The organism is uncultured Tessaracoccus sp., from assembly GCF_947286155.1.
GTDB lineage: Bacteria > Actinomycetota > Actinomycetes > Propionibacteriales > Propionibacteriaceae > Arachnia.
In genome coordinates this window covers 26,643-39,370 of the sequence record NZ_CAMYPD010000025.1, presented here as the reverse complement: position 1 = coordinate 39,370, position 12,728 = coordinate 26,643, and the positions used below count along the sequence as shown (strand labels likewise).

Below are 12,728 nucleotides of genomic sequence, written 5' to 3'. Positions count from 1 at the left end.
CAACCCCTACACTGGCGGCATAACCCCGGACGTCAACCAAACCTTCAGCAGACCCGCAGGAGCGTGCCGAGGCAGAGGCACGCGAAGATGATGATGGGGTCGGGCAGCTTGTTGCCCGTCCACTCGATGAAATCCAAGAATCGGTCGAGCAAACCCCTCTTTTCGGGCTTGTTCGCAGTGGTCGAATCAGTACTCATGGCAGCTCCTTGGCATGTTTGGGTCACATCCTCGTGGGTACTTGCGCCGTATGGACGCTCACACTAACCACAAACGAGGTCGTCACGGCCCAGTACCACAATGTGGCGACCCGCGACACGCCAACCGCTCGCTTCGGTGAGGGCCATCGTCGGGAAGTCTGGACCACCGTGTTGGGTCTGTTTTGTAGGCTGATTGCATGCCGAACCCGTTGAATGCACTCCAGAATTTGCTGTCCAAGAAACCCGTCGTGCTTGAGCTCGACCTCGCTCGCGGGGTGCTGGAGGCCCGGCCGTCGAACCCGCTGCAGGCGATGCAGATGCTGAACATCACCACGACGGGCGCTGTGCGCACCGTGCTCGGTGCTGCCGCGAAGGAAAGCAAGGTGAAGGGGCTGATCGTGCACGCCTCCGCGGCGGTGCGCATGCCGGTCACCACGCTGGACGAGATTGCGCTGGAGATCGAACGCTTCGGGGTATCGAAGCCGACGGCGGTGTGGAGTGAGAGCTTCGGTGAACTGGCGCCGTCGCTGGCGCTGTACAAGATGGCGACGGCTGCCCGTGAGGTGTGGCTGCAGCCCACCGGGGCGCTCAGCATCGGCGGCATCGAAGCGCAGATCGTGCTACTCAAAGGTGGGCTGAACAAGCTCGGCATCGAGCCCGAGTTCGGTAAACGCCACGAATACAAGACGGCGGCCGACCGCTTTGCCGCCGACGAAGTGACGCCTGAGAACCGCGAGATGATGACCGCCATCGTCGAATCCATCGTCGACGACGGTGTGCGGGTCATCGCCGAGCGCCGCAACGTCGATGAGAGCGTTGTGCGCTCGGTTGTCGACGAGGGTGCCATCGACGCCAGCCGCGCGCTCGAGCTGGGGCTCATCGACAAGGTGGGGTACCGCGACGAGGCCTACGCCAGCCTGCTGCGGCGCTGGGGAGTTGAACCGGAGCATCTGCTGTACGTCAACCGTTACGCGGCCAAGTCCAACATCCAGCGCGCGGTGACCCGTCGCAACCGCAAAAAGATCGGCATCGTCCCCGTGCATGGCGGCATCCTCACCGGGCGTGGCAGTAGCGGCGTGCAGGGGCAGAACGTGGGCTCCGACGTCGTCGATGAGCAGCTGCGCGCCGTGATCCGCGACGACGACATCGTCGCCGCTGTGCTCGACGTCGATTCTCCCGGCGGGTCGGCCGTCGCATCTGACTTCATCCGCCGCTGCGTGCTCGCCGTGCGTGAAGCGGGCAAGCCAGTGGTGGCGCGCATGGGAGGGTACGCGGCGTCGGGCGGCTACTACGTGTCGATGGGCGCCGACGAAATCGTCGCGCTGCCCACCACCCTGACCGGCTCGATTGGTGTCGTCGCCGGCAAATTCGTCACGCAGGGTCTCTACGACAAGCTCGGGCTCGTGCGGGAGTCGATCACCGTCGACAAAGGTGCGGCCGCCTTGTCGGACGCGCAGCCCATGGATGAAGAGGCGTGGGAGCGGCTCAACGCCTGGCTAGACCGCGTCTACCTGGATTTCACCACGTTCGCGGCGGATGATCGCGGCATGGAATACGAGCAGCTCGAATCGCTCGCGCGCGGCCGGGTGTGGACGGGCGCACAGGCTGCCGAACATGGCCTGATCGATCACGTCGGCGGCCGACGTCTGGCCCTGGAACGCGCTGCTGCGCTGGCGAAGGTGGATATTGACGACGTCGAGGTGGCTTCCGTCGGGCACGGTGGGCTGCTGTCGAAATTCCTGCCTGCGCAGTCGTCGGAGAGCGTCGGCTCAGCCGGCGCGAGCCCGCTCAGCGTCGAATCCGTGCTCGACGGTGTGCTCGCCCGCGCGGGAATTCGCTCGACGGGTGTGCTCAGCATGCCGGTGTTGTTCTCTCTTCGCTGAACGAGTGGCGGGCTTCGGGGTTTGGGTAGGCCGCCGGGCTCTCGTAGAATGACCGACGCCGCAACGCGAGGCGAAGTTGAAGGGTGACGGGTGGCTGAGAACACGAAGCGCAGAACCAAACTGTGGGTGGGTATCGGAATTGGTGCCTTCGTCTTGCTACTTGCCGCGGCCTACATCACGGCATATCTCGTCGCCGGCGACAACGTTCCACGCAAGGCCACCGTCGAGAATGTGGCAATTGGCGGGCTGAGCCCTGCTGATGCGCAGCAGAAACTTCGCGACGAGTTGGCCGAGAGCGCGGAAGCGCCCATTATCCTCGCCTACGACGACGTCACGGTGGAGTTGCCACTCGCAGAGTCGGGGCTCAGCGTCGACTGGGCTGCGACGGTGGAGCAAGCCGGCGGAGGCGCCAGCTGGAACCCGGTGATCCTCTACCGTTCGCTCACTGGCGGTCATCCCATCGAGCTGGTGCGCACCATCGACGAGGAAGCGCTCGCCAAGGTGGTCTCCGACGCCGCCACCAGTTTCGACAAGGAAGCCACCGACGCCACTATCGCGCTGCAGGATGGCGAGGTGGCCACCACCGAGGCCGAAGAGGGCATGAAGCTCAAGGTGGACGAGAGTGTCACCGCCGTCAAGGACGCATTCGAGGCTGGCAAGCACGAGGCCGCAGCGAACGTCGAGGTGATTGCGCCCGGTGTGAGCAATGACGACGTGCAGAGTTTTCGCGAAGGGGCGCTCAAGCAGGCGCTGACTGGCCCGGTTTCTCTCACGAGTAAGAACGGCACGATTGACGTCGCTGAGGCGGATGTGCCGAAGCTGCTCACGATCACCGGGTCTGGCAAGGATCTTGCGGTCGAAATCGACGAGGAGGCTGTGAAGAAGGCCACAGAAGGCGGGCTGAAGAAGCTCAACCAGAAGGGCCCACAGTCTGCGAGCTACCAGTTCAAGGATGGCGGCATCGTCGTCGTGCCGAGCAAGCCTGGCCTGGTTGTTGAGCAGCAGAACGTGGTCGATGCGTTTAAGCAGGCAGTCAGCGGCCCGAAGCGCGCCGTGGAGCTCAAAGCACAGGAGAAAGAACCAGAGTTCAGCACTGCAGCGGCCGAGAAAGTGAAGCCGAAGGAAGTAATCGGTGAGTTCACCACCCAGTATCCGCACGCCTCGTACCGCAACACCAACATCGGCACTGCGGCGAAGCGGATCAGCGGTACGGTGCTGATGCCTGGCGAGACGTTCAGCATGAACGACACCGTCGGGCGGCGTACGGAGGACAACGGCTTCACCTCCGGATACGTCATCAACGGCGGCAACCTCGTGAAGGAAACTGGCGGCGGTGTTTCGCAGGCGGCGACGACGCTGTTCAACGCAGGGTTCTTCGCCGGGTTTGAAGACGTCGAGCACAAGCCGCACTCGCTATACTTCCCGCGCTACCCCGCCGGGCGTGAAGCAACGGTGTACTACGGCTCGGTAGACCTGCGCTTCAAGAACAACACGGAGTATCCCGCGATCATCCAGGGGTACATCAGCCCGTCGTCGAGTGGTAAGCGTGGGTCGGTGACCTTCAAGATCTGGTCGATCAAGACCTGGGACAAAGTGGAATCGTCACCGCTGGTGAAGTCGGGGTACTACTCGGGCTCCACTCGCGTCTCGCACGCAGCCAACTGCGAGCCCCAGAGCTCGATTCAAGGCTTCACCGTGAACTACAAACGCCTGTTCTACAAGGGCGGCAAGGTTGTGAAGGAAGAACCCTTCCAATGGAAGTACGACGCCGGCGACCGCATCACCTGCGCCTGACGCCACGCGTGGCGTGCGTGTGCTTCCCCGTGATTGCGGGGCTAAGCTTGGAGCCGAGCTTCGAACGAGGAGAACTGTCGTGACCTACATCATCGCTTTGCCCTGTGTCGACGTGAAAGATCGCGCCTGCGTGGACGAGTGTCCCGTCGACTGCATCTACGAGGGCAACCGCATGCTCTACATCCACCCGGATGAATGCGTTGACTGCGGTGCCTGTGAGCCGGTCTGCCCTGTTGAGGCCATCTACTACGAAGACGATGTTCCCGAAGACCAGGCGGAATACTACGACGTCAACGTGGAATTCTTCGACGAGATCGGTTCCCCGGGCGGCGCCGCCAAACTGGGCGTCATTGACAAGGACCACCCGATCGTCGAGGCGCTTCCCCCGCAGGCCTGACCATGCTTGAGCTCCCCAGCTTCCCATGGGATTCCCTAGCCTCCGCGAAGGATCGCGCCAACGAACATCCCGGGGGCATCGTCGATCTCTCCGTGGGCACGCCCGTCGACGACACACCTGACGTGGCGCGCCAGGCGCTCGCCGATGCGTCGAACGCGCACGGATACCCGACGGTGTGGGGCACCCCTGAATGCCGAGAGAGCATCGTCGGGTACATGCAGCGCCGATGGGGCGCCGTCGGGCTCACCCACGAGCATGTGATGCCCGTGGTGGGCACCAAAGAGATCGTCGGCTGGCTGCCCACGCTGCTCGGGCTGGAAGGCGGCGACGTCGTTGCGTTCCCGGAAGAGGCGTACCCAACGTATGAAATCGGCGCCCTGGCGCGAGGGCTGCAGGCGCAGCCGTGCGACGATCCGGCCGTGCTCTCGCCGCAGACGGCGCTCATCTGGATCAATTCGCCCTCGAATCCGACGGGGCGCATTCTGTCCGTCGAGGAGCTGCGGACGTTCGTGCAGCGAGCGCGTGAGCTAGGAGCGGTGCTGGCTAGCGACGAGTGCTACGGGGAGTTCGGCTGGGACGCGGAGCCCGTCTCCGTGCTCGACCCGAGCGTCAACGACGGCGACCTCACGGGCTTGCTTGCAGTGCACTCGGTGTCCAAGCGCTCGAACGCTGCCGGCTACCGTGCGGGGTTCGTCGTCGGAGACCCGGAGCTCGTGCAGGGGCTTGTCACGGTGCGGAAACACCTCGGCATGATGGTGCCTGCGCCCGTGCAGGCCGCACTGGCGGCGATGCTGGACGACGAACAGCATGTCGAGGCTCAACGTGAGCGCTACCTCGCACGCCGGGCTGTGCTGCGCCCCGCGCTGGAGGCCGCAGGGTTCACCGTCGACCATTCCGAAGGCTCGCTGTATCTGTGGGCTACCCGAGGCGAGCATTGCCGTGCGACGGTGAACTGGCTCGCCGAACAGGGCATCCTCGTCGCGCCCGGCGACTTCTATGGAGCCAAGGCCGCCAATCACGTGCGCGTGGCGCTCACCGCCACCGACGAACGCATCGCCGCTGCGGCAGAGCGTCTTCGCGGCGCGTAGCTCTCACTTCTCCTGGCAGCGTGTAACGAAGCACGCCGTCCTGTGGCTTGCCGACCATTTCGTGACCTCTGGCACGCTGAACCCTTCGGCGAAGTACACTGCTTCCTAGCTGCCTTTGAATATGCGAATATGTGCAACCTGACGCCAGAGAGGTATATAAATATAGGCAGGTCTAGTTCCGGAGGAGTAACTATGACGAGCATCGTCCCCAGCGCAGGGGTCCAGGGTGAGCCCCCTGTCGCGCCGCCTACGAGTTCGCCACCGAAGCGTTCGAGGCGGTCGCGAGGTATTCGCACCACACGCACCCAGCAGTGGGTCAGCGGTTGGACGTTCATCGCACTGCCCGTGGCGCTGTTTGTCGTCTTCTTCATCATCCCGATCGGTGCAGCTGCCTACCTGAGCATGACCGACTACTCCATTATCGGAGAGTTCAGTTGGGTGGGTCTCAACAACTACCAGGAGATTTTCAAGGACGAATTCTTCTGGATCGCGATGAGAAACACTGCCTACTACACGGCCCTCTACGTGCCGCTAGGCATTCTCACCTCACTCGGAACAGCACTTCTGTTGAACCGCAATACTCGGGTGTCGAGAGTGTTTCGCACACTCTTTTACATCCCCGTGGTTTCGTCCTCGGTAGCAACTGCGTCAATCTGGATCTGGCTGCTCAACCCACAGGTGGGATTCATCAATATTGCCCTTGGCAAATTTGGTATTGACGGGCCGGCGTGGCTTGAGAGCTCTACTTGGGCGATGCCGGCGATCATCATCATGAGCGTATGGGCAGGCTTTGGCGGCAACATGGTGATCTTGTTGGGCGGGCTCCAAGGCGTCCCTGGACACCTCTACGAAGCCGCGCGAATCGACGGCGCAAGTAAGTGGCAACAATTCAGGTACGTGACGATGCCCGGTATCTCGAAGACCATGTTCCTGGTGACGACACTCCAAATCATTGGGGCTTTCCAGGTCTTCGATCAGGCGTACATCATGACGAAGGGTGGCCCAGGAAACGCCACCGTCACGATCGTGTACTACATCTTTGATAAGGGATTCGGCAACCTCGATATGGGATATGCCTCGGCGATGAGTTTCGTGCTCTTCGCGATCATCCTCGTGGTGTCGCTCATCAACGCTCGAGTCTCGAATAGGAGTGAATGACCATGGCTCAGACTAGGAAAAAGAAGCTTCGGGCATCGAGCGTCATGGGCGAGACTGCATGGTGGATCGCCTGCATCCTTATTGCGTTCAGCACTGTGATGCCATTTGTGTGGACGCTAGCAACGTCGCTGAAGTCCCCGGAAGAAGCAATCACTGGGTTCTTGTCGATCATCCCAACGCACCCAACGTTGGACAACTACCGTGCTGTGTTCGTCGAAACACCGTTCCTGCAATACATCGGGAACTCGGTGTTCCTTGCGCTGACGGGAACGCTTACTAATCTCTTCTTCGGAGGATTAGCGGGCTACGCTCTCGCCAAACTAGCCTTTCCGGGACGAAAGCTGGTGTTCTGGACATTCATCGGTTCGATGATGGTGCCTGGTATCGTGACGATGGTATCCACGTTCCTGGTTCTGAAGCAGTTTCCCCTGGTCGGCGGTAACGACATCTTCGGTCAGGGTGGCACGGGATTTATCAACACCTTCTGGGCCATCATTCTCCCGGGTGCTGCAGGACCCTTCGCATGCTTCTTCATGAAGCAATTTTTCGAGGGTCTGCCCGACGAGCTTGGGGATTCTGCTCGCATTGACGGGGCGAGCGAGTTCAAGGTGTTCTCCCGGATCTACCTGCCGCTCACCAAAGCAGGTCTCGCGGTGCTGGGCATCATGACCATCCAGGCGGGTTGGAACGCCTTCGTGTGGCCATTGATCGTCTTGAACGATCCCGACATGTTCACGGTTCAGATTGCGCTGGCGAACTTCTCAAATGAAAAGACAACAAACTTTGGCCCTCTCATGGCTGGGGCGGTGCTTACGAGCGCTCCGATGCTACTGCTCTTCCTCTTCTGTCAGCGATGGATTATTGAGGGAATCGCCCAGATCGGGCTTAAGTAACGAAAGAAAGGAATTTGAAATGCAAGTCTCAAGGCGCTTGTTCAGCGGGGCGATGATCGGCGGCGTTGCTGCATCGCTCGCTGCCTGCTCTGGCGGTGGGTCGACGGGATCTAGCTCGAAGAACAAGGAAGTCATTCTTTGGGGCGGATCATCGGACGAAGCCGCAAAGCCCATTTTCGCGATCGTTGATAAGTTCAATAAGAGCCAGGATGAATACAAGGCAAAGTACGTCATCCAGAAGGAGCTCGAGCAGAAGCTGCTCACTGGTTTGGCGAGTGGCCAGGTGCCTGATGTCGTCATCTGGGATAGGTGGATGACCAGCCTCTACGCTCCGAAGAAAGCCTTCGTCGAAATAGGGCCTATGTTGGAGAAGGATGGCATTTCCACCGACGATTTTTACGATCAGGCTCTCAGGGAGCTCACAGTCAACGACAAGATCTATGGTCTTCCCTTCACGGTCGACAACCGAAGCCTGTTCTACAACCAGGAACTGCTCGACAAGGCGGGAGTCAAGCCCCCCACGAACTGGGATGAGCTCCTTGACGTCGCCGTCAAGACAACCCAGCGTTCGGGTAAGACACTGAAGGTCTCTGGATTCATGCTTGACGACGTCGGCCTATTCAATATGTGGATCCGTCAAGCTGGCGGCCGGATGATCAGCGACGACATGAAGACCGTCGCATTCAATAGCCCCGAAGGCTTGAGCGTGCTCAACTTCTGGCGGCAAATGATGGATGAAGGTGTGTACGAATTGGGCTTTGGTAAGGGCGGAATGCCCTTCCCGGCTGGCCAGGTCGCTCAGACGTACACAGGCCCGTGGTCGTTTGCTGACTTTGACAAGGCGAAGTCGCTGAAGTACGGCGTCACCGAGCCCCCTGCTGGCCCGAAGGGCGATAAGGCAGCAGGTATGGGCGGTCATGGGTTGGTGCTCCCTGCTGGATCGAAGAACCAGGACGGCGGCTGGGCGTTCATTACATGGATGGCCGACAAGGCTAACGCCCTCGAATACGGCAAGATCAGCGGACAGATTCCTGGTAACCGCACGGCCGCGAACGATGATTTCTTCACGAAGTCTCCCAAGTATGGCGCCATCATCAAGGCCATGGATTATGCGACGGTACGCCCCGAGGTAAAGGGCTACTCGGACGTCGAGGGTAAGGCGCTCATCCCAGAGCTCCAGAAGTTCATGAGTAAGCAAGTGACTGCAGAGCAGGCCTTGGCTAAGGCGGAGGAACTCGGCAACAAGATTCTGAAGGACAATGCCAAGTAATACTGACGGGCAGGTGTGGGCGGCACGAGCTGATGTGGCCCAGGAAAGCTTGGATCACTTCTTTCACGCCCCACCTCCCCAATTTCTGCACAACACGTACCCAGCAGATAACGACGAGGTGTTCAACTACTGGTGGCTGGCACACGTTGTCGACGTCCGTATTGATGCATGGCATCGCACCGGTGACGAGGCATGGCTCCAACGAGCCGAACGCACTGTAGAGAATGTCATTGAGAGAAACGAGCAGCAGCTCTTCAATAACTATTTCGACGATATGCTGTGGCTCGCACTCGCGTCGCTGCGTCTATTCGATGCGTCAGGAAATGGCGATCACTTTCAACGGTCAGTGGATCTCTGGGAACATATCAACCAGCACGGCTGGAACTCTATTCTGGGTGAGAGCCTTTCATGGAGGAAACCCTCTCCTTGGTACAAGAACACTCCCGCGAATGCGCCTTTTATCATCCTGGGCAACCGATTGCGTGCGAAAGTCAGTAACCTTCCTCATATCGACCGGTGCGACATTGCATTGCGATGGATGCGACGAAACCTCGTACGAGACGATGGCGTCGTCGAAGACGGAATCAACCGGGAAGACGACGGCAAGGTCGACGTGGACTGGAAATTCACCTACAACCAGGGCGTTTGGATCGGCGCACTCGTCGAGACTGCGGCTCGCACCAAGGACGACAGCCTGCTTCAAGAAGCCGCCCGCACAGCGTCCACATGCCTCGACATCTTCGAGGAATCAGGGGTGCTGCTCGACCATGGCGACGGTGGGGACCTCGGGCTGTTCCAAGGTATCTGCTACCGGTACTTGGGATTGCTGTACGACGTGCTCGACGAGGAAGACGCCGTTCGAGGGAAGATCGAGAAGCTGGTCACCTCGGCGACGGACACGCTGTGGAAGACATCCCTGAAGGACGACTACCTGCTCCCATCCAACGACTGGCGCAAGCCTGCTGAACCGCAGACGTCGTACTCAACGCTGCTGAGCGCCATGATGGCGGTCGAACTGCGAGCCCGGATGGAAGAAGGCCGAGCCGCAGACACCCGGAAAGCGAAGTAGCGCTGTGGGGCCTCAGCGGCAACGCCCGGTTGAGGCCCCCACCACCAGGCTCGTCGGCAGCTCGTACTTCTTGATGAGCTCGGGCTGCTCAATCTGCCTCAGCACCTGTTCAACCGCGGTTGCACCCATGGAATGTTGATCTTGGCGAATATGGGTGAACCGAAATGCCGAAAGATCGTACGTAATATCGGGGTGGTCGAAACAGGCCACGCTCTTATCCTGCGGCACTGATAACCCCTCTTGCGAGAGTGCTTCCTTCAGTAACAACGCAATGTTGTATTCCCCAGCTACAAAGGCCGTGATGTGGGGATGCCCTTTAGCCCAGGAGCGCAATGCAGCCACTTCGTCTTGAAGCTGCGTCGTCGTCGATGGAATCGTCGCTTCGACCTTATCGAATATGGCGTCGTGGCTGTGCGTAACACCGTTCGCGGCGTGCGCGTGGACGAAACCCTCGTAGCGTTCCTGCAGCGTTGACACCTGGCCTGCCGAGGCCACCCACCCGATATGTTGATGACCGAGTTCGAGCAGGTGCTGCGTCAGCACTCTGCCAGCTTCGACGTTGTCGCTAGCCACAGTGGAAATCGGGATGCCCGCAAGTGAGCGGTCAAGGATCACGATGGGGAACCGCCGCGTGATGAGTTCCAGCACGCTGGGGGCAACCCACTGCGACGATGTGGGCTCCAATATGAGCCCCTGCACTCCGTCGTCGATGAAATCGGTGATGAGCGATTCTTCCAGTTGGGGTTGGCCGAGTGAGCGTCGAATGATCAAATTTGCCGTCTCGGCGGCGCTGTCTAACAGGCCGCCCAGCAACGGGGTTCCAAAGGTGTCATCAAAGTTCGTCACCACGCACCCAATAAAGGGCTTGGAATGCTTGAGGTTGGTGTTCGATTGGGCGGTGCGGGCTTTTACGAATGTGCCCCGACGAGGCACTCGCTCCACGAGCCCCTCGTCGCGCAGGAGATTGAGGGCTCGCTTGATCGTTATTGTGCTGACGCCGTGCGACTCCGCTAGTTCTTTTTCCGTTCCCAGCCGCTCACCGATGTCGAACTGCCCCGAATCGATTTGGGCGCGCACGGTCTCATAGATCTGTCTGTAGAGTGTCGCCACTGCGTGCTCCCGAGACTGCGAATAATCATTGTATGTAATGCTATCCCAGCGAACGTGCTGTGGCGCAACGGGCACGCGCTCCAAAGCTGCGCAGCTGTGCGAGGGTTGGGCGCCCAACTAGCCGAGCGTCACGACGGCGCCGTCGATCCGCTCCGCTTTCGACCAATGCTTGTCGTTGAGGCTCCAGCGGCGATCGTGCACTTGCACCGACTCGACGCCCGCATCGTACGTGTTCAAGACAGCGAGGTGGGCGGCGCTCCAGAGCATCTCGTCGGACTCGGCCGTGATGCGCATGGTGTTGCCCTCCACGGAGTACTGCACCTGGCTGATGTGATCGAGCACCTCTTGGATGGGCTTCGGATCAGGGGTGAGGTTCTGCGTCGTCGCGCAGGTGATGGCTTCCTTCCGTGACCCGCGTGTGGCAGCGGCGAGCGCCGTCGCGTTGGGAACATGCTTGCGATACGCCTGTGGATGGCCTGAGCGCTGCACCTTCTGCGCCTGGTCGTTGATATCGCGGGTCTCCCAACCCTTGAACTTCACCAGTTCCTCGTAGAACCTGAGGCTCGAGTACCAGGGGTCCATGATTTCCTCAGCAGTGCCCCAGTCGAACCGCGGATCGGGGCGCTGCTGGAAGAGGCCGAGCGAGTCGCGATCACCGTAATCGAGGTTGCGGATGCCGGACTCCTGATACGCCGTCGCCAGGGCAATGGTGGCAGCCCGTTCCGACAGTCCGGCCTCATAGGAGGCCGCGACGATGATGGATGTCATCCGAGCCTGCTCGGCCGTGAGGGTTACGGGCTCGCCTTCCGGGTTCACGATGCTGCAGCGCTCTGGGGTAATCACGTGGTGCACCGATTTCCACATCCTCCAGCCAAGCAGCCCGACGCCGAGAAGGAGGGCGAGGATCAGCAACAGGATGATCCAGCGTTTGCGCATTAGTTGGCGTGCAATTCGGAGTTGAGCTGCACCTTGTTGCTGCGGCGATGCTTCACGACCACCTGGCCGGTGACCGAGTCGCGCAGGAACAGCAGGTCGTTCTGGCCGGAAAGCTCGCGCGCCTTCACCACGTCGCCCTCGGGCAACAGCACCTTGGTGCCGGCGGTGACGTACAGGCCCGCCTCGACGACGCAGTCGTCACCCAGCGAGATGCCGATGCCGGACTCCGCACCCAGCAGGCAGCGTTCGCCGATCCGGATGACCTCCTGCCCGCCGCCAGACAAGGTGCCCATAATCGAGGCGCCGCCACCGACGTCGCTGCCAGCCCCGACGACGACCCCCGCCGAGATTCGGCCTTCCACCATCGAGTTGCCGAGCGTGCCGGCATTGAAGTTGACAAAGCCTTCGTGCATCACCGTGGTGCCCTCAGCCAGGTGAGCACCGAGACGCACGCGGTCAGCGTCGCCGATCCTGACGCCCGTCGGCACCACGTAGTCGACCATGCGCGGGAACTTGTCGACGCCGTAGACGGTGAGCTGGACGCCCTTGCCGCGCAGCGCTGCACGCACCCTGGGCACATCCTGGATGCGCACCGGGCCGAAATTCGTCCACGCGTTGTTGGGCAGCTGGCCGAAAATGCCGTTGAGATTGACTTCGTGCGGTTTCACCAGCCTCGCGGAGAGCAAGTGGAGACGCAGATAGGCGTCCTCCACGCCGGCGGGGTCGTCGTCGAGCTGCACCTGGGTGCGAACCACCTTCATTTCAACGCCGCGAAGGTCGTCGGCTCCCTGAGCGCCCGCGAGTTCGGCGGGCGCCTCGTCGGTGACGGCATCCCCGAGTTGCGGTTCGGGGTACCAGACGTCGAGAACTCCCTGCGGGTGGATAGTGGCGAGGCCCCAGGCCCAAGCTGTGCGCGCTTCAGTCATGCCCGAC

The 12,728-nt window shown here is 60.9% G+C and carries 12 protein-coding genes; 8 read left to right on the top strand and 4 right to left on the bottom strand.

Translation table 11 applies throughout. From position 1 onward, the window contains the following. Positions 1-44: 44 nt before the first annotated feature. Positions 45-197, bottom strand: a complete 153-nt coding sequence (locus Q0X68_RS07865; protein WP_297749948.1) for an AbgT family transporter — start codon at positions 195-197, stop codon at positions 45-47. Between the two features lie 197 nt (positions 198-394). Between Q0X68_RS07865 and Q0X68_RS07860 the strand changes: the two genes are divergently transcribed. From Q0X68_RS07860 to Q0X68_RS07825, 8 genes are all read left to right on the top strand, one after another. Further along, complete coding sequence (locus Q0X68_RS07860; protein WP_297749946.1) at positions 395-2,080, top strand: S49 family peptidase; 1,686 nt, start codon at positions 395-397, stop codon at positions 2,078-2,080. Positions 2,081-2,170: 90 nt separating this feature from the next. Then, the gene (locus tag Q0X68_RS07855) at positions 2,171-3,874 is read left to right on the top strand and encodes a VanW family protein (protein WP_297749943.1); all 1,704 of its coding nucleotides are present in this window, start codon (positions 2,171-2,173) and stop codon (positions 3,872-3,874) included. A gap of 79 nt (positions 3,875-3,953) precedes the next feature. Next, on the top strand, positions 3,954-4,271 hold the full coding sequence (gene fdxA, locus Q0X68_RS07850) for a ferredoxin (protein WP_108870493.1): 318 nt from the start codon (positions 3,954-3,956) through the stop codon (positions 4,269-4,271). Between the two features lie 2 nt (positions 4,272-4,273). Then, the gene (gene dapC, locus Q0X68_RS07845) at positions 4,274-5,359 is read left to right on the top strand and encodes a succinyldiaminopimelate transaminase (protein WP_297749939.1); all 1,086 of its coding nucleotides are present in this window, start codon (positions 4,274-4,276) and stop codon (positions 5,357-5,359) included. A gap of 345 nt (positions 5,360-5,704) precedes the next feature. Beyond that, complete coding sequence (locus Q0X68_RS07840) at positions 5,705-6,517, top strand: carbohydrate ABC transporter permease (RefSeq protein ID WP_297749936.1); 813 nt, start codon at positions 5,705-5,707, stop codon at positions 6,515-6,517. Beyond that, a complete protein-coding gene (locus Q0X68_RS07835; RefSeq protein WP_297749934.1) occupies positions 6,514-7,410 on the top strand; it encodes a carbohydrate ABC transporter permease in 897 nt (298 codons plus the stop codon). Before Q0X68_RS07840 ends, Q0X68_RS07835 begins: the two co-directional genes overlap by 4 nt. Positions 7,411-7,429: 19 nt before the next feature. Next, positions 7,430-8,680, top strand: coding sequence for an ABC transporter substrate-binding protein (locus Q0X68_RS07830; protein ID WP_297749932.1), 1,251 nt, complete (start codon positions 7,430-7,432; stop codon positions 8,678-8,680). Beyond that, a complete protein-coding gene (locus Q0X68_RS07825) occupies positions 8,670-9,749 on the top strand; it encodes a glycoside hydrolase family 76 protein (protein ID WP_297749929.1) in 1,080 nt (359 codons plus the stop codon). The genes Q0X68_RS07830 and Q0X68_RS07825 overlap by 11 nt, the downstream gene beginning before the upstream one ends. 12 nt (positions 9,750-9,761) lie before the next feature. Here the strand turns inward: Q0X68_RS07825 and Q0X68_RS07820 are convergent, their stop codons facing one another. From Q0X68_RS07820 to dapD, 3 genes are all read right to left on the bottom strand, one after another. Continuing rightward, positions 9,762-10,859: a LacI family DNA-binding transcriptional regulator gene (locus tag Q0X68_RS07820; protein ID WP_297749925.1), complete on the bottom strand. Its 1,098-nt coding sequence runs from the start codon at positions 10,857-10,859 to the stop codon at positions 9,762-9,764. Positions 10,860-10,976: 117 nt separating this feature from the next. Next, positions 10,977-11,795 (bottom strand): hypothetical protein, encoded by an 819-nt coding sequence (locus Q0X68_RS07815; protein WP_297749922.1) that lies wholly within the window; start codon positions 11,793-11,795, stop codon positions 10,977-10,979. Beyond that, positions 11,795-12,721: a 2,3,4,5-tetrahydropyridine-2,6-dicarboxylate N-succinyltransferase gene (gene dapD / locus Q0X68_RS07810; RefSeq protein ID WP_297749918.1), complete on the bottom strand. Its 927-nt coding sequence runs from the start codon at positions 12,719-12,721 to the stop codon at positions 11,795-11,797. Before dapD ends, Q0X68_RS07815 begins: the two co-directional genes overlap by 1 nt. Positions 12,722-12,728 lie beyond the last annotated feature (7 nt).